Consider the following 22,135-nt stretch of genomic DNA (forward strand, 5'->3'; position numbering starts at 1 on the left):
AAGAAACAAAAAAAACAATAACAATTTAATCTTATATTATGACAAAATTCTATTCTTTATTAGCCGCAGTTGCTTTATCTGCAAGTATCAATGCACAGACAAAAACTGTGACCATCAATCTAGCGAGCACTGGAGGTACGGCTGCAATTGGTACTGGTAATTATGGCTCTGGAGCCGAGAGAACTTGGACAACAGATGGCGTTGCATTTGGCGGTAAAGCAATTACTGGAAATTCTGCTAATCAGCCGGTCAATCCAACTACAGCTGGAACCTTATTACAGGTTCAGGCAGCCAATGGTGTCATTTATAACACAGCGGCTTTGCCAGGTAAACTGATCAGTGTGACGATCAATTCTGCAGGTACGGCTAGAGAATCTTCTCTTTACGGAGGTACAGATCGTTTGGTAAATTCTACAAGTGCTGATTATAATGTAACTGGAGGTACTCAGGTGGGTGCAGCTTCTACTACAGGATGGTCTGCAGATTTAGCTTCAACTGATTACAAATTTTTCGCCATCAAAAGAGGAGCAAGTGCTTCTTACATCACTTCTATCGTGATTGTTTATGCAGATCCTACAATGGCTGTGGTAGATGCTACAAAGGCAAAAGCTAACCTGGTTAAAAACACATTGGTCGCAAACGAACTTATTTTCGGAGCTTCTGCAAAAGTATCAGTTTACAATACTGCTGGTCAAGTTGTAAAAACGGCTGAGGTTTCTGACAACTCCAGATTAGATGTATCGGCTTTACCAAAAGGAACTTATGTTGTAACGGGTGTTGTCAATGGACAAGCGGTTTCTCAAAAAATAATCAAAAAATAATCAAATAGATATGTTAAAAAAGTGTGCTCTGCAAATGGGAGCGCTTTTTTACTTATTTTTGTATAACAATTTTAAACTTTAATAAAATGAAAAAAATCTTTACAATTTTAAGCATTGCTACATTAGCAATCTTCGGAAATGCTCAATCTTTTACAGCAACTTATGATTTCTTAGAAGCACCAGCTCCTGATAATGGTGATTTGGTAGGAAGTAATCTTACTATTACACCTTTCACAGCAAGTGGTCTTGACGCTACTACAACTGGAAATAGATTTGCTTGGACAAACGGAACGGTAGCTACGGCGCCAGATGCGACTAAGTATTTTCAAGTGACATTAACACCTGCAAGCAACAACACTATTTCTATTTCGTCTATTACATTCAGAACACAAAGATCTGGTACTGGTCCAAGAAACTATGTTGTTAGATCAAGTGTGAATAATTATGCTACAAACTTGCCAGCATCTATCAGCCCAGCAAATGCTGAGTTAGAAGTGATTGGGTCAAACGAATTTCATTTTGTAAATGATATTTCTTTAGGACAAAACGGAAGTACAGTGACTCCTGCAAGTGGTTTTACAGCTGGTCCTGTAACGCTTAGATTTTACTTCTACGGTGCAGAAGCTGTAACAGGAACTTTCAGTGTTGATGATGTAGTGATTACTGGAACTGTGGCTCCAGGCTTAGCTGTATCTGATTTAACAAAAGCTAACTCTACTTTAGTTAAAAACACTGTAGTTGCAGAATCTATCGCTTTCGCTAAGACTTCAGATATCCAGATTATCAACGCTGCTGGTCAGGTTGTGAAAACTGCTAAAGTCACAGAAGGATCTACTCTTAACGTGTCTTCTCTTGCAAAAGGGATGTATATCGTAACTGGTACTGTAAACGGAGAAAAAGTATCTCAGAAAATTATTAAAAAATAATTTTAATTAATTCTTAATCATATAAGGCTTCCTACTATTGGAAGCCTTTTTTGTTTTTTAACGCAGTATGATTTTATTTTTAGAAAACCCCTCGTCGCAGATTATTAATCAGTGCGCCAAGATTCAGAACCAATGTGTAGCGGATTCTGTAACCGTAGTCTTTAAATGACGGTTCAAAGCCTAAGGTAGAGGCTACGGGAAAGTAAACTTCCAGGAAATCAGGGATGACTTTGACTTTGATACCGGAATCCCAAATGAATTGAGCTGCGCTGTTCTTATTCTTATAAACGCCAGCATCCGCATAAAGATTGAACCATTTCCAAAGATGAGAATCTACATTGACAGTTGTGATAAATTGATTGACAGACGTATTAAACAAAGATTTGAAACCGCCTTCTGCCAGGATAAATTGCTGAGAAAGAATCCCCGTTGTGGCACTTTGTCCCAGTAATCCATAGGAAAAAGAGTAATTGGAAACCCTGGAGAGCCCGTAATTGAAAAGATTATTTTTGGTTTCGTTCTTGACAAAATAACCCGCAAACAAACGGAAACTGATCTTCTTGTTTTTCGCAAATTCCCAACGGTAAAACGCTTCTGCAGAGATCTTCTGGAAATCGTCCATCCATTGGATATTGCTGCCGATGTATTTCTCGTGGATCAGGCGGTTATCTGAATAGGAATAGCCGAAATTCCAAAGGTTATATTTGGCATAATCGTTATTGAGAATCCTGATTTCCGAGAGTTCACGTTCGTAGTAATTGTAGGAAAAGTAAAGGCTTCGTCCAATCGCGCTTCTTGGATTCTTATTAAAATTAAGTGAGGTAGAAGCACTAAATCTTTTGTAGGCCAAATTATTATCATAATGAAAATAAGAACCAGATAAGCCAAAATTCCAGCTTCTGAAAAAACTATCTGGCGGCAAAAGCGAATAGCCGACTGAGCCAGAGCCTGTCAGTTGCCCGGTTCCGGAACTGTAATAGGGTGTTACAGAATAATCGAATTTCTGATCAAAAATCCCCTGATTCTTAAAATTCATCCCAAAAAGAATTTTATCATAGGCGTTGAAAGTAAGTCGTGGAGTCAGGAAAATCTCATTGTATTCCGGATTCTGGATATCCTTGATCAATTTGAATCTGATCTTTTTCATATTAGAGAAGATGCCTCTCGTGTAGAGGTAATTATCCCGAAAATTACTTTCCGGAAAAATATAATCATCATTCAAAACAATTTTATCAACTTGCTTGGAAGGGACAGAAATGCTATCCTTTTTCTCGTCTTTTCCGTCTTGCCAGTAAGTGGTTTTCTCGGCCGCTTTATTTTCTGTTTCTATTTTTAAAGGAATGATCTGTGTGTTGTTCTTATCAATATGGACCGCGTAATGATCCTGCTGCTCCTTAAAATTTCTCAGGTTAAAGTTGATTCTGTGCTTTTCGGACATCATCTGTTTCAGGAAAGCAGATTTACCTTCAGAATGATTTTCGAGACTTTTTAAAAAATCACTGCCTACTACTTTTTGCTTGTAATTAGTAGAAAAATACTGCTTCAGGAAGTGGTCAAATGTATCGTTGCCTTGATATTCGGAGATGTAATTAAGCAAACTTCCGGTCTCAAATTGGCTAATCGCGGTGGTGTTGAAATTACTCAATTTATCAAAAGGCGTGGTGATCTTCTGATCCAGATTCTGCGTATAGATATAGTGGTACGCTAGTCCGTAACGTTCATCCAATTTCAGTTTTGAAGCGTGAAAGATCTTTAAAGGTTTGATCCCGAAAATGTTGGCATTGTCCGCAAGATTTCCGATCAATTTATGATCCGGATAGTGTTTTTTCACATACTGAATTTCGAGGTAAGACTTCAATCCGTTTTTCAGCCAGTGATCCTGCGTTTTGTTGGTGACGAAAAACTCATCCATCACTTTTTTGCAAATGATGCTGAAGTAATCCAGATCTGCCTTCTCATAGTCTGTAAACATCTGGAATTTGAATTTCCAGAATTTGATATCATCAATCCCAATAAACTCTTCCTTTTTAAAAAACTTTTCTGTGATGAAAAGCTTTTCCGGAAGATTTCCTGTGGTCGTTTTGATAAATTTTAAATGATTCGTCAGAACAGAATTTAAAATTTGAAGCTGATATGCTGTGGCCTGATAGCCTAGACTCACCTTTACACTTTGTCCATCAATGTTTAAGAAAAAATCTGAATAGATCTCTTTTGAGATTTGAAATTCCGGATCATTCACAGATGTGCCTTCAAACCCAGAATCATTATTTTGAATAAGGTTGGAATAGATGTTCCAGTTTTTTGGGACTTCAAAATTCACTTTCCAAAAAGAACCGGCATTGGCTGTTTCTTCCGTATCACGATAGAAAGAGTTGGTTTGCTCTTCATTTTCAAAGGTATCAGGAACAAGGAAGAAGTATTTCAGCAGAATGTGATTCGTGTTGATGCCATAACCTGTAAATCTGGCGTCTGGAAGCTTGATTTGATATTTTAAATTGATGCTGATACTTTCTCCGGGCTTCAAAGCTTCCGAAAGTGGAATGAAAATGTTTTCCTGTTTTGTATCTAGGATCTCAGAGAAATTGTTGTTGTAAGCATATTGCAGACTTTCCAGTTTTCCCAACTGATCGTCTTTTGCAAAGTAAAGATCATTCTTTCGGTCTTCTATTTTGCGTTTCAAAAGTGGTGTTTTCCTTTTCTGATAGGAAGCCACCCAATTCAGAAGTTTGATCTGACTGATGGATTTCTGATGCGGATTGTGGTAAACCAAAGTCTGTTCTACCGAAATCGATTTTTGATCGTCGTTCAGTTTGACATTCAACCGAATGCTGTCTTGCTGAGCAACTGCCCAGAAATTAAAAGAAATCGAAACCAGGACACAAAAAAAACGCTTCATCAGGAACAATCAGTACTTATCAAAACTAATGATTTTTTTTGATGAAGTGTGATTTATGTTTGTTAAAGTTTTTTATCTGTCAGTCTGAGGTTCTCGAAGACATATAAAAACTAAAAAGCTATGCTTTTTCCAATTTTAATTAACTTTGATTAAAACACAATTATGAAAAGATATTACGTCTACATCTTATTATGTACAGATAGTACTTATTATACCGGAGTTACAAACGATTTAGAAACACGTTTCCTATATCATCAGAATGGACAAAACCCGAATTCTTATACTTACACAAGACGACCAGTTGAAATTGTTTATTACACTGAATTCAATGATGTGAATCAAGCGATCGCTTTTGAAAAACAAGTGAAAGGTTGGAGTAGAGCAAAAAAAGAAGCAATCATCAACGACGAATGGGAGAAATTGCCAAATCTCTCCAAGAGAAAGTTTCCGAATCAGTAATTTTTATTAGGAAAAAATCTGAAGATTTTTGAGTTTTTTATATGTCTTCGAGAGCCTCAGACTGACAGAAATGAAAAACCCTTTCAAAAGTTGAAACTTCGAAAGGGTTTTATTATTAATATTTTTTTAAAAAGATTAAAGCGTTTCCAAATATGCTTTCCAACCTTCGTTTTTATAGCGCAAAGCCTCTTGCTCCGGTTCTTCGGATTTGTAAATCCCGCGTCCAACAATGATGAAATCGGTTCCGTAATTTTTGATGACGTGTTCCGGAGAATTGTATTGTTGGCCTTTATCATCACCAGTTTCTCCAAGATTGACGCCTGGGGTGAAGAGTAGAAGTTGGTCAGAAATTTCGTTTTGAGCCACGCAACCAATGATGGTTGGATGAGTTTCAATCACTTTAAGCGCTTCTTCACGGTAATGTGAATCCGTCAATGTACCTTGGGAAGACATTCCTAAGATCGCGACGACACCCACATTCATAAAGCAATCCAGGCTTTTGCTGCCGCCGATCACGTGTGAAGTCACAAGATCTGCCCAGTTGGAGATTTTATAAGTACCGTAAGAAAACTGCAATTCCTGTGTATTTCCGATGTCGGCAAATTTCCGGTCTTCCATCAAAAGGAAGTTATGTTTCGTAGCCAGATCTTTAAGGGGAAGAATAGTTTCGTCCGCATCAAAATCGTTCAGAATATCGATGTGCGTTTTCAAAGCTACGATGTGTGGACCTACAAAATCTGCAAAGTCCAACAATTCTTTGGTGGTAATAAAATCGGCAGAAGCAATGAGGTTTGACCTTTTTTCAATGGCAATCTCAAGGATTTTTTTGGCAAAAGAATGTTCTGCAGCTTCCAGCTTCTGTTCGTAAGACAGGCGTTTTGTCTCTTCGAAAACCACTTGATTCCCGTTCACAAAATCTTTGATCCTGACCACTTCATCTTCATCAATGTAATTCACTTCCCTCAAAATCTCCACAACTTCAGAAATGTTGAAAAGTGAATGAACTTTATAACCTTTTGCTTCTAATTTTTCTTTGCCGCCTTGCTGTCTGTCCAAAACCACTACGATGTCAGAAACTTTGATGCCTTCATTTTCCACTTCGTCAATGGTTTCTACGAGAGATTTTCCTGAGGTGATCACATCTTCTACCAAAAGGCAATTCTGTCCTTTTTCATAAATTCCTTCGATGAGTTGTTTGGTGCCGTAAGATTTGGCTTCTTTTCTTTTGATAATGAGTGGGATATAACTTTCAAGGGACATTGCTGTTGCCATTGGAAGTGCCGCATAAGGAACACCACAGATGATATCAAAATTATCCAAAGGAAGCATTTCCAGAAGATAATTGGCTAGTTTTTTCAGGATCTTTGGGTCAGAAGCGAGTGGACGAAGATCCACGTAGAACGGACTTTCAATCCCGCTTTTCAGTGTGAAACGTCCAAATTTGATAATCCCGAGTTTGTAACACTCGAGGAAGAATTCTTTTTTACTTTCCATTTACTTTTCTTAGATTTCTACAAATTTAAGGCGAATTTTTCAGACTGAAAAAGTTAAGAAATGATAAAGTCTTCGAGAGCCTCAGACTGACAATGTTGAAAAGTCTTCGAGTATGCTCAGACTGACAATCCATTCCCGTACGATTATTAGATGTCACACTGATCGGAGCGGAAGTGTCTTCAATTATTTATTCTCTTTCCACTTTGGATTCGTTGCAAATATCTTTTCATTAATCTTACAGCTTTCAGAATGCGCACCTTTCAGAAAGCCAATACTCATCAGGAATTCGCCAACGATTTCTCCACCTGTGAATTTGAAAGTTTTCTTGAACAATTTTACCCATTCTTCCTTGGTTTTCGGATGGTGGTATTCCAGCCATTTTTCAAACGAACCAAATTCTTTTTTCAGTTCCAAAATCGTTTTAGCATTCTCTATTGCGGCATTGATTTTCAGTTTATTTCGGATAATTCCTGCGTCGGATAATAATCTGTTACGGTCTTTCTCGTTGTAAGCCGCAATTTTTTCTATACTGAAATCACTGTAAGCTTTCCGGAAAGACTCTTCCTTTTTCAAAATCGTTTCCCAACTCAGTCCGGCTTGGTTGATTTCCATGATCAATCTTCCAAACAGCTCATCATCATTATGAATCGGAAAACCATAATGGTTATCGTGGTAATTTTTGTGCAATGCTTTTCGCTCTTCTGGTTTCATGGTTTCAATGGCTGCGCAGTAAGACATAATTTTTACGATTAGTTTTAATAATTTGAAAGGTAAAGATAATTAACCATCGACAATTTATCATTAGAATTTACAATTTCTTATCTTCGTCAAAAGCTTTTTTAAAATGACAAAACAAATTTCTTTTTTCTTGATTCTTTGCTCTTTTTTCTTGCTCAATGCTCAAATCGAAGAAAAAAAACTCGACCAACTGATTCAGAATTCACTTAAAACCTTTGATGTTCCGGGAATGTCCGTCGGAATTGTGAAAGACGGAAAGGTGGTTTACGCCAAAGGTTTCGGTGTCCGTTCGCTCAATAATAATCAGCCGATGGACGAGAGTACGTTGGTGGGAATTGCTTCTAACAGTAAAGGCTTTACTTGTACGGCTTTGGCGATTCTGGCTGACGAGGGGAAAATCAAATGGGATGACAAAGTCAGCAAATACATTCCTGAATTTCAAATGGCGGATCCGTACGTTTCTCAAAATGTGACAATTAAGGATCTCGTCACGCACAGAGCCGGACTTGGTTTGGGACAAGGCGATCTCATGTTTTTTCCGGAAGGTGGCAATTTGACTGTCAATGACATCATCCACAATGTTCGTTATTTGAAACCAGAAAATCCTTTCCGAACAACTTTGGATTATAACAATATTATGTTCATCGTTGCTGGCGAAGTGATTCACAGGGTTTCTGGTTTGCAATGGGCAGATTTCATCGAGCAAAAAATTCTGAAACCTGTCGGGATGACGGCAAGTTTCGGCTCTTACAACCGAGCAAAAAATTCCCAAAATATCATCGATGCACACGCGCCAGTGGATGGAAAAGCGATTGCAGTTCCACACGATTGGAATGAAACTGCGAACGCGGCAGGCGGAATTATGAGTAACATCAAAGATATGACGACCTGGGCAGATTTCCTTCTGAATGGTTTTGTGACCAAAGATGGAAAACGTTTGGTTTCTGAGAAAAATGCGCACGAGCTTTGGAGTCTTCAGATTCCGGACAAAGTTGGGATGACTTCGCCTTACGACACACATTTTTACGGTTATGGATTGGGTTGGTTTGTGAGCGATGTGAAAGGCCATTTGCAAGTTCAGCATTCCGGAGGTTTGATTGGGACGGTAACGCATTTTACTTTGATTCCGGATATGAAATTGGGAATCGTGGTTTTGACGAATCAACAATCTGGCGCTGCTTTTTCTGCGATTACAAACTCTGTAAAAGACGCTTACTTGAAGGTTGAAAACCGGGATTGGCTGAAAATCTATGGTGACAGAAATAAGAAAAATGAAGAATTTTATGCAAAACAAAAGAAAGAAGTTTTTGACAAAGCTTCTAAGTTTAAATCTGATTTGAAAGACGACCAATTCATCGGTTGGTACAAAGATGAGTGGTTTGGGATTGTTGAAGTTACGAAAGTTGGAAAAGCTTACAGAATTCTTAGCAAATCTTCTCCAAGGCTGAAAGGCGATTTGATTCCCTATTCTGCCAATTCATTTGTGGTGAAATGGGATGACAGAAGTTATGACGCCGATTCTTTTTTCATTTTAAATTTTGATGAAAATGGAAAAGCTGTTTCTGCGAAAATGAAACCGATTTCTGATGTGACGGATTTTAGTTTTGATTTTGAAGATTTGGATTTGAAGAAGGTTAATTAGGACTTGTTTTAACTTTATTATAATGATTCCTCCCAAAAATATAATTGAGTTTCTATTTGGAGTTAAAATAGATAAAAAAACAGATTGGATTATTAATATTTGTATTTTGATATTAATTGTCTTAGCATTTTTACTAATCATATAATTTAATGCATTTAGAAAACCATAAAACCGAAATCTCCAACAAAGGATTCACAATCATCAATGGTGTTTTTTCTGACGAAGAAATCAATCAAATCATTAATGTCATTGGTTCCATCGATACTTCAAAGGAAACTTTCAGAAAATCGGAAGACCTTTTCGCCATTAGACAATTTTTGAAAGAAGTTCCGGAAAGTCATCGATTTATCTTTAATGATAACATTAAGCAAATCATTAATGAAGTTTTTGGAAATGATTATTTCGTGGTCAAAAGCATCTATTTTGATAAACCTGAAAAATCCAATTGGTATGTTTCCTATCATCAGGATTTGACGATTTCGGTCGATAAGAAATTGGATTTAAGTGGTTTTGGACCTTGGACGACGAAGCAGAATCAATTTGCTGTTCAGCCTCCGATTGATTATTTGAAAAATATTTTCACGATTAGAATCCATTTGGATGACACTGATGAGAATAACGGCGCGTTGAAAGTCGTTCCAAACTCCCACAGCAAAGAAATCTACCGGCCGGAAACTATCGACTGGAATGTAGAAACCGAGGAAATCTGCTCCGTAAACAAAGGTGGAATTATGATTATGAAACCTTTGATTCTTCACGGTTCAAACAGAACGACCAACCATCAAAAACGCAGAGTCATCCACATTGAGTTTTCAAATATGGAATTACCTGAGGAAATCAATTGGTCGGAAAGATTGAATTGAAAAAAAACGCCTGAACAATTATAGTTTAGGCGTTTTTATATTTATGAAAACCGAAATTTAAATTTCTTTAAATTGTAAGTTCTGTTCTTTAATTTGTTGAGCTTCCAATTCTTTGTAATAACCAGTTTCCAGTTTTTTATAAATTCCTTCGAAAGCTTCGAGTGTTTCATTGATCTCAGCGTCTGTGTGAGATGCAGTTGGAATCAATCTTAAAAGAATCATTCCTTTTGGAATCACTGGATAAGAAACAACTGAGGTGAAAATGCCATAATTTTCTCTAAGGTCTCTCGCCAAGAGCATTGCTTCAACAGGATTTCCTTGGATGAAGACCGGCGTTACACAAGTATTTGTATCTCCCAGATTATATCCGATTTTCTTAAGTCCGCCTTGAAGTTTTTCAACATTTTCCCAAAGTTTTGCTTTGATCTCTGGTCTCGTTCTCAACAATTCCAATCTCTTCAAACCTCCGATTACCATTGGCATTGTCAAAGATTTTGCAAAAATCTGAGATCTAAGATTGAATTTCAGATAACGGATAATTTCTTTGTTTCCCGCTAAGAACGCGCCGAAACCAGCCATAGATTTTGCGAAAGTAGAGAAATAAACATCAATCTCATCCTGACAGCCTTGCTCTTCTCCAGCACCAGCGCCTGTGGCACCAAGTGTTCCGAATCCGTGCGCATCATCCACCAAAATTCTGAAACCATATTTTTCTTTAAGTGCGATAATTTCTTTCAATTTCCCTTGCTGTCCTCTCATCCCGAAAACCCCTTCGGTAATTACCAAGATTCCGCCTCCGGTTTCTGTGGTGACTTTCTGGGCTCTTTGTAGGTTTTTTTCAAGACTGGCGATATCGTTGTGTCTGTAGGTGAAGCGTTTTCCAGAGTGCAATCTAACGCCATCGACGATACAAGCGTGAGAATCCACATCGTAAACGATCACGTCATTTCTGGAAACCAAAGCATCGATGCAAGACACCATTCCCTGGTAACCGAAATTCAAAAGATATGCGGATTCTTTCTGAACAAATTCTGCCAATTCTCTCTCTAACTGCAAATGCTGATCGGTCTCGCCAGACATTGCTCTTGCGCCCATTGGATAAAACATTCCGTACTCTGCAGCCGCTTTTGCATCCGCTTCCAAAACCTCAGGATGGTTGCAAAGTCCCAAATAATCATTGGCACTCCAGAAAATTACTTCTTTCCCCTGAAACTTCATTCTTGGACCAATTGGGCCTTCCAGTCTTGGGAAAATATAATAGCCTTCTGCATAATCTGCGAATTGTCCCAAAGGACCTGGATTCTGTTTTATTCTTTCAAAAATGTCCATTTTTCTAACTGATATTTTTATTGTCATCGGACTTAGCCGACGCTATTGAGTCTTTTATCTTTACTCTATTATCTTTATTCTACTTGATAATTTCTGTTTTGAAGATCTCATCGTAATTGTGGAAACAATTATTGATAAAACCTTGCTCTTCCATCCATTGGTCGCTGTACACTTTGGTGATGTAACGCGAGCCGTGATCCGGGAAGATTAATACAACCAGATCATCACTTGTGAACTCGTGAGAATTCGCATATTGGATCAAAGCCTGAGTGACTGCGCCAGTAGTGTAACCGCCCATTATGGCTTCTTTCAAAGCAATTTCGCGTGTTCTGTAAGCGGACATCTCGTCATTGACTCTTATGTATTCATCAATCTTATCGAATAAAAGTGCACCCGGAATCAAATTTTTTCCAAGACCTTCGATCTGATAAGGATGGATTTCTGTTTTATTGATTTTTCCTGTCTCGTGGTAAGTTTTCAGGATAGATCCGTCCGCATCTACACCGATGACTTTGATATCAGGATTTTGTTCTTTCAAATATTTTGCAGTTCCGGAAAGTGTACCTCCGGTTCCTGTACAAGCAAAAACGTGCGTGATTTTTCCGTCCGTTTGGTTCCAAAGTTCTGGGCCTGTTGTCTGGTAATGCGCATCAATATTCAGTTCATTAAAATACTGATTGATGTAAACCGAATTAGGTGTTTCTCGTGCAATTCTTTTTGCAACTTCATAATAAGATTTCGGATCATCTGCAGGAACAGAAGCGGGGCAAACATACACTGTTGCGCCTAATGCTTTCAGATAGGCGATCTTTTCTGCTTTGGTTTTATCACTTACGGCAAGGATGCATTTGTAACCTTTTACGATGCAAACCATCGCTATAGAAAATCCGGTGTTCCCGGACGTGGTTTCAACAATGACAGAATCCGGCTTGATAAGGCCTTGCTTTTCTGCATTTTCTATGATGTGAAGGGCAATTCTATCTTTTGTAGAATGGCCTGGATTATAAGACTCCAACTTAGCGTATACTGTCGCAGGAATGTCCTTGGTAACGTGATTCAATTTGACCAACGGGGTGTTGCCAATCAAACCAAGAATATTATCGTATACATTCGTCATTTTATATCATTTTTTTCTCTCAAAAACTGTCTGCAAAAATAAAAAAAAAATTGCAAAGTTTTTTAGTTTTACGCTACTAATATGTTATACGTCTGATATGTTGTAATTTAATCCCTAAATAATCCTTATTTCACATTCAATTCTAAAGTTTAATTTTTGTTAAAAGCACCGATAACTAAATCAAAAATGTTAATTTCGCCGATATTTCTTGTTATCATATGAAGAACTGGACTTTTAAACAATGGAACACCATTCTCGGATGGGTCGTTTTCGCAATTGCATTCATCACTTATCTATCAACCATAGAGCCTAATTTCAGTTTTTGGGATTGTGGAGAGTATATCTCGTCCGCCGTAAAACTGGAGGTGACTCACGCACCTGGAGCAGCATTGTTTCAATTGGTGGGAGCTGTTGTAGCACTGTTTGCTTTTGGTGACGGGCAACATTATTCGCTGGTCATTAATGCAATGTCTGCGTTGTGTAGCGCATTTACGATCCTGTTTTTGTTCTGGACAATCACACATCTTGTCAGAAGATTATTAAACAGAGAATTCGAAAATATTACGATTGCCGAAGAGATTGCGACTTTGTTTGCAGGAGCTGTAGGTGCTTTGTGTTTTACATTTTCAGATTCTTTCTGGTTTTCAGCGGTGGAAGGCGAAGTGTACGCGATGGCGAGTATGTTCATTGCATTGATCGTCTGGCTTATCACCAAATGGGAAAATGAATATCTTGAAAAAGACAATGAGCGTTGGATTATTCTATTATTCTTCATCATCGGTTTGTCTGTCGGCGTTCACATGATGTGTATGTTGGCTTTGCCAGCAGTTTGTCTGATCTATTACACCAGAAATTATAAGTTCACCTGGAAATCATTTTTGATAGCCAATGCGGTGACTTTATTAATATTGATTATCGTTTTCAAAATCATTTTCCCAGTGATTATGACATTATTCGGGAAATCGGAGGTCTTCTTTGTCAACGGATTAGGATTGCCTTTCCATTCCGGGACTGTTTTTGCTTTTGTTATTTTGATTGTACTTTGTTACCTTTTAATTACTTATACAAAAAAAACAGGAAAATCTCTCTATCAGACGATGGCTTTATCCATTGTTTATATGATGATTGGTTTCTCTTGCTGGTTGGTAATCCCAATCCGTGCAAATGCAAACCCGCCCATGAACCTTAATGATCCTGATAACGCTTTGGGAATGTTGGATTATTACAACCGTGAACAGTACGGCGACTGGCCAACCATTTACGGTCAAAACTACACCGCTTATCTCGATCCAAACGGAATCCAGAAAAATGAGGACGGAAGTTACAAGACTGTAAAAACCGGTGATACGTACGAGAAAGATTCTCAGACAGGGCGTTATCGTCTGGTAGGAGAGAAGTTCAACTATGTTTTCAGTCCGGAACACGTCAGTTTGTTTCCAAGAATGTTCAGTGAGGACAAATCTGTGATGCCCAATTACATCTCAATGTATGGCGCACCAGATTTTACCTTCAATTATGGGAATGAGCAGGTGGCAGAAAGTGCCGAAGCTAAGCAATTCTTTGATGAGCTTCGGCAGAAATTCGATAATGGCACTATCAAGATGGATGATTATCTTAAGGCAAAGCAATTTGGTTTGATCAATGTTCAGCGTCCAACTTTGGCTCAGAATCTTGACTATTTTATCACCTTTCAGAATTATTTCTACTTCGTCAGATATTTGCTTTGGAACTATTCCGGAAGACAGAATGATGTAGAAGGTCATATGGAAAATACCAACGGTAACTTCATCACAGGAATCCCATTCATTGATAATAATATGTGGGGCGATCAGGCAGAGATGCCGGCCAAATTCCAGAATGAAAGTACAGTAAAGTTCTTTATGTTACCACTAATTCTTGGATTGATAGGCTTTTTCTTCCAGTTGAACAGAGACTTTGGAAGGTTCTATGCGGTATTGTCGCTGTTCATTTTGACAAGTGTCATGATCGTGTTCTATACAGGAATGAAACCGTTCGAACCCCGTGAAAGAGATTATGCAATGGTTGGCTCTTTCTACGCATTTGCAATCTGGATAGGTCTTGGAGTGGCTGCGATCTATTGGCTGCTTCAGAAAAAAATAAAAACAAAAGGTGCGCAGATTATTGCAGGTGTCATTTTACTAGGGATTCCATTGATGATGGGTTTCCAGAACTATAATGTTCACAACAGAAGTGAGAGATTTGCCGCTTACGACTACGCTTATTCCAGTTTAAAATCACTTCCGAAGAACGGCATTATGTTCGTTTATGGTGATAATGACACGTATCCGGTTTGGGCCATTCAGGAAACGGAGGAGTTCCGTCCGGATGTGAAAGTGGTCAATTTTACTTTGCTTTCCACACCTTGGAATATTGATCAGGTAAAGAGAAGAACGTATAACGCCATGCCCGTGCCGTCCACTCTCACACACGAAGATTACCGTGAAGGTTCCAATGATCAAGTCTATATGATGTCAAAAGACGACTGGTCCAATATCTTCGCCAACTTAAAAGACCAAGGCGCACCAGATACAGAATTGGCTCAGTTTAGAAAATATCTGACCCAAGATTCTATCACTTTGAAAGAAGCAGTTAACTTCCTGAAAATGAAATCCCCGGAGAAAGATGAGATCGTGAAAATGATCTTTGGCGAAGAACGTTATGAGAAATTCAACTTCCTTCCGGTTTCCAAATTCGTACTTCCCGTGAATGTGAATAATGCCGTGAAAGCAGGAATCATCACACCAGCAGAAGCAAAAAACGCCGAGAAACAAATCATCATCGATTACAAAGGATCCAGCATGTTCAAAAACAATATGCTGATGATGGATATCCTGGCCAACTTCGACTGGAAACGCCCGATCAACTTCTCCAGTGGCGGAATCTACGACCCAAGCAACCTGTTTTTCCTTTCCAACTATTTGAAATTTGATGGTCACAGTTACAGATTGGTACCTGTCAAAACAGAGGAATCCGTGGATGGCGAACTCGGAATGGTAAACGCAGACGAACTCTACAAAGTGGTGAAAAACTACAGATGGGGAAATTTCAAAGACCTGAAAACCCATTTCGATGAAACATGTACGCAGAACATCGTGAGCTACAGATCATCGGCAAGTCGCGCGGCAGAAGCATTGGTCTTGAAGGGTGACAAGAAAAGAGCCATTGAAATCCTGGATCTTGCAAACCGCGAAATACCGGTTTCCAAATACAACGATCCAAGATCTCTAAGTTCCATCGTTTACGCCTACATCGTTGCAGGACAGGAACAAAAAGGCCTTCAGTTGGCAGAGAAGCTTAAAAAAGGAATCTTTGATGAGTACGATTATTACACCAGATTATCGCCGAAATTCCAGGTCTATGCAGGCCGTCAGATGAAAACCAAACCAATGGAGTATTCTCTCATCGTAGGCGCTGTTTCAGATGCTTACAACAAAATCGGACAAAAAGAAAAAGCATACGCCTATCTGGTCAACTCACTCAATGTGATAGACAAGCGATTCAATGGTTTTATCAAGGATCTTCACGAGATGGGCAAAGAAAAAGCCTTTAAAAAGGCAGATGACGTGCAGCAAGTCACATCATTCTACTCCTATCTCTTCGATATTATGAAAGATTACGATACCACCTACGAAGCCGAAAAGATGGATCAAATCACCAAACAGCTGATGAAGGCCACACAATAAATTAAATGAAACGTCTCGAATTTTCGGGACGTTTTTATGTGCTATATTTAATAAAATTTTCAGGAGCTGTTTCCCGCTGTCCACTGTATCTTTTTTGTCATTGTCTTCGGCTACCCTCAGACAATGACAAAAAAGGATGCCGTTCCCATCGGGGCTATGGGTAAGGCGATAATTAATAATGAATTAAAGATTAACTATTAAGAATTAACCATTATTTTCGCTATCAACCATCATCTATCACCTATCAACCATCACCTATTAATTATGAAAAACTTCTGTGCTTTTCTCCGCGGTGTCAACGTTAAAGGAACCAATATGAAAATGGCTGAGGTCTGCAAAGTCTTTTCGGATGCAGGAATGCAGAATGTCTCATCGGTTTTGGCAAGCGGTAATATTTTATTTCAATCGGACAAAGATGTCGTAGAATCGAAAAATATTCTGGAAAAAGCAATGTCCGAGCATTTCAGTTATGACGCTTTTCTGTTCGTCAAAAATGAAGAAGAAATCAATTGTATTTTCAAAAACGATCCGTTTCCGGCGCTCGAAGGTTTTCATAATTACGTCTTCCTCGGAAGCGAAAAAGTAGAAGAAACTTTGCTGGAAGAATTCGAAAAAGCGACGAAAGAAGAAGGCGAACAAGGAAAAATCATCAATCATATTTTTTATTGGCAGGTTCCAAAAGGTCAAACCTTGGATTCCACTTTCGGGAAGATCCTCGGCAGAAAAAGCCTGAAAGATAAAATGACAAGCAGGAATAGCAATACGTTTGAAAAGATCATCAATAAATTTGGTAAATAGATAATCTCAACTCTTTTGATAGTTTGAACCGGGAAAGATTTTCCTGTATTAATTCCGTATATTTGTACTCGAATTTTAGCATTAAAGAATAGTCTAAAATCTAGTTTCTAACATCTAATATCTTAAAATAAATGATACAATATTTAGATAACATTCATCACAAAGATTCCAGAAACTTTTTCCTGATCGCAGGACCTTGCGCCATAGAGGACGAAACAATGGCTTTGCATATCGCAGAGCACATCGTAAAGCTTTCTGATCAATACAATATTCCTTACATTTTCAAAGGAAGTTTCAGAAAAGCCAACAGAAGCCGCGTGGATTCTTTCACAGGCATCGGCGATGAGAAAGCGCTCAAGATCCTTAGAAAAGTAGGAGAGACCTTCCATATTCCCACCACAACAGATATTCATGAGAACGGTCACGCTGCTTTGGCTGCAGAATATGTGGATGTTTTGCAAATTCCGGCATTTTTGGTAAGACAGACCGATCTGTTGATCGCTGCGGCAGAAACCGGAAAAGCAGTAAGTCTTAAAAAAGGGCAGTTCCTTTCACCAGAAGCGATGAAGTTTGCAGTTCAGAAAGTGAGAGATTCCGGAAATGATAAAACGGCAATCATAGAAAGAGGAAACTCTTTCGGTTACACAGATCTTGTGGTAGATTTCCGTGGGATCCCGACGATGAGAGCATATTCGCCAGTGATTTTGGATGTGACGCATTCTTTGCAACAGCCGAACCAGAATTCTGGTGTGACTGGTGGCCGTCCGGAACTGATAGAAACCATCGCCAAAGCAGGAATTGCTGTGGGCGCAGACGGATTATTCATAGAAACACATCCCGATCCTTCTGTTGCAAAATCTGATGGTGCCAATATGCTGAAGCTGGATCTGCTGGATGATTTGCTTGGTAAACTGACGAGAATAAGAGAAGCGATATTATAAAATTTGAAAGTCCGGTAAAATGCCGGACTTTTTTATGGCTGTTCTGGAGGGCGATTTTAAATAATATTTAATTTTTCATCATTGACAGAGGATTATTATGAAACTAATCAAATTTCTGCATAACAATTATAAATATTCTTTCGTTCTTTAGATTAATTGTTATTTTTGCCTTTCTAAGCTTCATTTGCAAACGTATAAATCGAAAAAAAATTACAACTTTGAAAAACTATATTCTCTTCATTCTTTTCTTTCTGCCGTTGTTGGCATTTTCTCAGATTAATATAAAAGTGTTGGACGAGGACGGAAAAGCGGTTTCCGAAGCCAACGTGACGTACAACAACCAAAGTTATCAAACTGATAAAAATGGATTTGCAAAAGTCCCGCTTTCAGATTCTGAACAGACTGTCAAAGTACAGAAAGAGAATTTTAAAGGTTTTTCCAAAGTCATCAAAACAACACCGAAAACGCAGAATATCAATGTTCTATTTCTTTCTGCGATCAAAGAAAACGAAATTCAGGAGGTAGTTTTTCAGAAGAAAGCCAAGAACAGGACCAACGATATCACTTCCGTAGAGATCTCTGCGAAAGAGGCGAGAGAAGTAGCGTCTTTGGCTGGTGGTGTAGAAGGACTTTTAAAAAGTTTGCCTTCTGTGAACTCCAATGCGGAACTGAGTTCGCAATATATGGTAAGAGGTGGAAGTTATGATGAGAATTTGATTTATATTAATGATATCGAGCTCTACAGACCGTTTCTCATCAGGAATTCTCTGCAGGAAGGGATGAGTATCGTGAATCCAGATATGGTATCGTCAATCAATTTTTCTGCTGGTGGATTTGAGCCAAAATATGGTGATAAAATGTCATCCGCGCTTAATATCTATTACAGACAGCCCGATAAATTCGAGGTGTCTGGAGAAGCGAGTTTGATTGGTGGAAGACTCACGACAGGATTTGCATCCAAAGACAAAAAATTTACTGGTTTGATCTCCGGACGTTACAGAAATACGAATCTGGTTCTCAATACTTTGAATGAAGATACAGACTTCAATCCGCAATATATGGATGTGCAGGCTTACCTTAATTACCAGTTCAATGATAAATGGTCTTTGTCATTCTTAGGCTACTACGCCAAGAATGATTACAAGATGGTGCCGAAACAAAAAGAAGTGGATTTTGGCAGTGTTTTGCAACCTTTGAAACTGACGGTTTTCTACAACGGACAGGAGGATGACCAGTACAAAAATATGATGGGAACGGTAAGTGTGAACTTCAAACCTAATAAAAAATGGCATTTGTCACTAGATAATTTTGCTTATCAGAACAGAGAAAGAGAATATTATTCCATCGCGTCGGGTTACATCTTGGAAGCTTTTGATGAGGACGGAAATCCCGTTGCCGGTTATGATGCCGGTGGACAGATAGACCACGCCAGAAATGACTTATTAGTAAGAGTGGCCGGATCACAGTTCAGAACCAAATTTTCTCCGGATGTGAATACAGATTTCGAATTCGGTGTAAAATACGAGCAGGAAATGATCAAGGACTTCACCAATGAGTGGCAGTTTGTAGATTCTATAGGTTACAGCAATCCAAGAGATTTTGTGATCCCGGGAAATCTGGATGCGTCAGCCCTTAATCTTAAATATTATATCGCCGGGCAGAATGACATCAATCCGACAAGAGTTTCTGCTTTTGCGCAATTTTCCAAAAAATTCTTCTGGGGAACCAACAAGATATTTATAAACGGAGGTGCAAGGGTTCAAAACTGGAGTTTTAATAAAGAAACTTTGTTCAGTCCAAGACTTCAATTTGCGATCAAGCCAGAGTGGGCCAATACCGATATGCTATTCAGAGTGGCCGGCGGGGTTTACTACCAGGCGCCATTTTATAAAGAGATCAAGGATTTGACAGGTGCTTTCAATTCAGATATTACCGCTCAGAAGTCTTATCAGATTATCCTTGCCAATGATTATGAATTCAAGATCAAGGAAAGAAATTTCAAACTAACAACCGAGGCTTATTACAAAAAGATGGAAAATCTGATCCCGTATTATATGGATAATGTGAGGGTGAGATATTCTGGTAAAAACAACGCCGAAGGTTATGCCTATGGTTTGGACGCGAGATTGTTCGGACAATTCGTTCCGGGGATTGATTCTTGGGTGTCTGCAAGTTATGCCAGAGTTTATGAAAATATAGAAGGCATGGGTTACATCCCGAGACCTACGGATCAGCGTTTCAGATTCTCTATGTTCTATCAGGATTATATGCCGAAGTTTCCAAGTATGAGAGTGAATTTGACACTGACGTATGCCAGCGGATTGCCATCAGGAACGCCGGTTTTATTCGATGCTGACGGATTGCCGGATTATTTGGCGGCTTACCGTTATCAGAAAAATTTGCCAGCTTACAAGAGAGTGGATATTGGTTTGACCAAGGTGTTTATCGATCAGAAAGACAACAAAGCAGGCGGGAATTTCTGGGGCAAATTCAAGGAATTGACTTTGGGCGTTCAGATCTTTAACGCATTTAATATCAATAATACCATTGCGAACCAGTGGATCAGCGATGTCAATTCTTCGCCCCAACTGTATTATCCGGTGCCGGTAAGATTGACGGGAAGATTCTTCAATGTGAAATTGGAATTTAAGTTGTAAAAACAGTATCAAATTAATAAAAATGAAAGATTCAGAAAGTTTGGCGCATTTGAATAATGAACAGCTGATCAAGAGTTACAAGACGGCAAAAGGTATTTTTATTGGATTTATCATTGTTTTTGTCTTGTTGATTGCAACTGCAATTTTTATAACACTTAAAAAAGGTTTTGGTGTTTTTACAGTTTTACCAATCGTCTTTATTTCGATTCTGATAGCCAATATTACAAACTTTAATAAATTAAAAGTCGAAATGAAAAGCAGGAATCTGCTGAATTGATTTTATCTAAATAAATAATGAAAGCTTCCAAAATTTGGAAGCTTTTGCTTTATCTTATTTTTAATTCTGTGTTTAAAAGTACGACCGGATAAACCTCAATTTGTGCGTATGTTTATTCTGATCTTTGTTGAAAATACCGGAAGAATCCAGACTGTCGATTCTTACTTTCCCGTGTGCGTGAATGATCTTTTGATCCGCCAGGATAAATCCAACGTGAATAATCCGCCCTTCTGAGTTTTCAAAAAATGCAAGGTCACCAGGCTTAGCTTCCTCGATGAAGGTTAAAGCCTCACCCATTTCTGCCTGCTGGTAAGTATCTCGTGGGATTTTGATGCCGTGTATTTTATAGATAATTTGCGTAAATCCACTACAATCAATTCCGAAAAAGCTTTTCCCGCCCCACAAATAAGGCACGTTCAGGAATTCTTTGGCGCAGTTCACAATACTTTCGCTAAGGTTGTGTCCTCGCGTAGGAGAACTGGTCTCAAAAGTCACCTCTGATCCCATAGAAAGTAATGTTCTACCACTTTCCAACATCGTAGATTGGAAAGGTTCTTTGATGAGGTTGGTTTTTCTTGAAGCCAAATATTCGTCTGAAACGGGCGTCATTTGTTTCGTATCCATCCAGGCTTCATAATGGTCATAATGCGTCCTGACTTTTGTCCAGTTATTGGAAACGTCTATGATGTCTGCAGATTCACCATACAGAAGCTGTGTGACAATTTCACTCTTATCGGAGCAGTCAGCTCTCAGTGGCGCGATGGAAACATTGCAAATTCCTTTGTTCATTTGTTGTGGATTACGAATTTAAAAGTACGAATTTTATTTTTTTCTGATAAGATGCAATCCGTCCCGCAAAGGTAAGATTAGATTTTCGAAATCGGGATCCTGGGCCACGATTTTATTCACGAGTTTGATCTGTTCTGTCTGTTGGTCTTTGGGATTGTTTTCCAAAACTTTTCCGTACCAAAGCACGTTATCGATAAGGATGATGCTTCCGGATCTTAGGTTGGGTTTGATGAGTTTCAGATACGCCAGATAGCTTTCTTTGTCTGCATCTATGAAAATGAGATCCCAGATTTTATCGAGTTTTTTGATCTCCTCTTTTGCATCACCGATGATGAATTCGATTTGGTTTTGATAGTCGCTTTCTGCAAAATATTTTTGTGGAATGTAAGCTAAGTCTTCATTCTTATCAATCGTGAAAATTCTTCCGTCTTTTGGCAAGCCTTCCGCAATACTTAGCGCTGCGTATCCCGTGAAAGTTCCGATTTCCAAAACATTTTTAGGTTGAATGATATGCGACAATATACTCAACAATCTACCCTGCAAATAGCCGGAGATCATGTGAGGTTGCGTTGTTTTCTGATAAGTTTCTTTTCTAAGTTTTTTGAGGATCGCAGGTTCTTCGGAAGCAGTGTCTTCCAGATAACGGTCCATCTCTTTGTCTAATTCTTCGAAATAGCTCATTGG

At 38.7% G+C, this 22,135-nt stretch carries 17 protein-coding genes; 10 read left to right on the forward strand and 7 right to left on the reverse strand.

All coding sequences use genetic code 11. The features are described from left to right. Positions 1 to 38 precede the first annotated feature (38 nt). Complete coding sequence (locus tag F564_RS19885; protein ID WP_051259595.1) at positions 39 to 821, forward strand: T9SS type A sorting domain-containing protein; 783 nt, start codon at positions 39 to 41, stop codon at positions 819 to 821. A gap of 86 nt (positions 822 to 907) precedes the next feature. After that, positions 908 to 1,747, forward strand: a complete 840-nt coding sequence (locus F564_RS19890) for a T9SS type A sorting domain-containing protein (RefSeq protein WP_051259596.1) — start codon at positions 908 to 910, stop codon at positions 1,745 to 1,747. Positions 1,748 to 1,826: 79 nt separating this feature from the next. Here the strand turns inward: F564_RS19890 and F564_RS0107525 are convergent, their stop codons facing one another. Then, the gene (locus F564_RS0107525; RefSeq protein WP_028122092.1) at positions 1,827 to 4,643 is read right to left on the reverse strand and encodes a gluzincin family metallopeptidase; all 2,817 of its coding nucleotides are present in this window, start codon (positions 4,641 to 4,643) and stop codon (positions 1,827 to 1,829) included. Between the two features lie 162 nt (positions 4,644 to 4,805). Between F564_RS0107525 and F564_RS0107530 the strand changes: the two genes are divergently transcribed. Then, positions 4,806 to 5,102 carry a GIY-YIG nuclease family protein gene (locus F564_RS0107530; protein ID WP_028122093.1) on the forward strand — a complete coding sequence of 99 codons (297 nt, stop codon included), beginning with the start codon at positions 4,806 to 4,808 and terminating at the stop codon, positions 5,100 to 5,102. A gap of 135 nt (positions 5,103 to 5,237) precedes the next feature. On the opposite strand, the gene pyrF is transcribed toward F564_RS0107530, so the two are convergent. Both pyrF and F564_RS0107540 read right to left on the reverse strand, forming a co-directional pair. After that, positions 5,238 to 6,596: an orotidine-5'-phosphate decarboxylase gene (pyrF, locus tag F564_RS0107535; protein ID WP_028122094.1), complete on the reverse strand. Its 1,359-nt coding sequence runs from the start codon at positions 6,594 to 6,596 to the stop codon at positions 5,238 to 5,240. 183 nt (positions 6,597 to 6,779) lie between these two features. Beyond that, positions 6,780 to 7,334: a DNA-3-methyladenine glycosylase I gene (locus F564_RS0107540; protein WP_028122095.1), complete on the reverse strand. Its 555-nt coding sequence runs from the start codon at positions 7,332 to 7,334 to the stop codon at positions 6,780 to 6,782. A 106-nt stretch (positions 7,335 to 7,440) separates the two neighbouring features. Here F564_RS0107540 and F564_RS0107545 point away from each other — a divergent pair, with 106 nt between their 5' ends. Continuing rightward, on the forward strand, positions 7,441 to 8,976 hold the full coding sequence (locus F564_RS0107545) for a serine hydrolase (protein ID WP_028122096.1): 1,536 nt from the start codon (positions 7,441 to 7,443) through the stop codon (positions 8,974 to 8,976). 149 nt (positions 8,977 to 9,125) lie between these two features. After that, entirely contained in the window at positions 9,126 to 9,839 is a 714-nt protein-coding gene (locus F564_RS0107550; RefSeq protein WP_028122097.1) for a phytanoyl-CoA dioxygenase family protein, read from the forward strand. A 57-nt stretch (positions 9,840 to 9,896) separates the two neighbouring features. Here the strand turns inward: F564_RS0107550 and F564_RS0107555 are convergent, their stop codons facing one another. Continuing rightward, positions 9,897 to 11,168: an aminotransferase class I/II-fold pyridoxal phosphate-dependent enzyme gene (locus F564_RS0107555; RefSeq protein ID WP_028122098.1), complete on the reverse strand. Its 1,272-nt coding sequence runs from the start codon at positions 11,166 to 11,168 to the stop codon at positions 9,897 to 9,899. 79 nt (positions 11,169 to 11,247) lie between these two features. Then, a complete protein-coding gene (locus F564_RS0107560) occupies positions 11,248 to 12,285 on the reverse strand; it encodes a PLP-dependent cysteine synthase family protein (protein ID WP_028122099.1) in 1,038 nt (345 codons plus the stop codon). Positions 12,286 to 12,503: 218 nt separating this feature from the next. On the opposite strand from F564_RS0107560, the gene F564_RS0107565 reads away from it, so the two are divergent. The 5 genes from F564_RS0107565 (at position 12,504) to F564_RS0107590 (ending at position 20,662) form a co-directional block, all read left to right on the forward strand. Then, complete coding sequence (locus tag F564_RS0107565; RefSeq protein WP_028122100.1) at positions 12,504 to 15,989, forward strand: glycosyltransferase family 117 protein; 3,486 nt, start codon at positions 12,504 to 12,506, stop codon at positions 15,987 to 15,989. Between the two features lie 264 nt (positions 15,990 to 16,253). Then, entirely contained in the window at positions 16,254 to 16,787 is a 534-nt protein-coding gene (locus F564_RS0107570; RefSeq protein WP_028122101.1) for a DUF1697 domain-containing protein, read from the forward strand. Between the two features lie 131 nt (positions 16,788 to 16,918). Then, entirely contained in the window at positions 16,919 to 17,728 is an 810-nt protein-coding gene (gene kdsA / locus F564_RS0107575; RefSeq protein ID WP_028122102.1) for a 3-deoxy-8-phosphooctulonate synthase, read from the forward strand. A 446-nt stretch (positions 17,729 to 18,174) separates the two neighbouring features. Continuing rightward, positions 18,175 to 20,385, forward strand: a complete 2,211-nt coding sequence (locus F564_RS0107585; protein WP_051259599.1) for a TonB-dependent receptor plug domain-containing protein — start codon at positions 18,175 to 18,177, stop codon at positions 20,383 to 20,385. A 22-nt stretch (positions 20,386 to 20,407) separates the two neighbouring features. Next, positions 20,408 to 20,662 carry a hypothetical protein gene (locus F564_RS0107590; RefSeq protein ID WP_028122104.1) on the forward strand — a complete coding sequence of 85 codons (255 nt, stop codon included), beginning with the start codon at positions 20,408 to 20,410 and terminating at the stop codon, positions 20,660 to 20,662. 72 nt (positions 20,663 to 20,734) lie between these two features. On the opposite strand, the gene F564_RS0107595 is transcribed toward F564_RS0107590, so the two are convergent. Then, positions 20,735 to 21,451: a C40 family peptidase gene (locus F564_RS0107595; protein WP_028122105.1), complete on the reverse strand. Its 717-nt coding sequence runs from the start codon at positions 21,449 to 21,451 to the stop codon at positions 20,735 to 20,737. 33 nt (positions 21,452 to 21,484) lie between these two features. After that, on the reverse strand, positions 21,485 to 22,132 hold the full coding sequence (locus F564_RS0107600) for an O-methyltransferase (protein WP_028122106.1): 648 nt from the start codon (positions 22,130 to 22,132) through the stop codon (positions 21,485 to 21,487). Positions 22,133 to 22,135: the final 3 nt, after the last annotated feature.

Origin of the sequence: Epilithonimonas tenax DSM 16811, from assembly GCF_000428485.1 — a bacterium.
Lineage (GTDB): Bacteria > Bacteroidota > Bacteroidia > Flavobacteriales > Weeksellaceae > Epilithonimonas > Epilithonimonas tenax.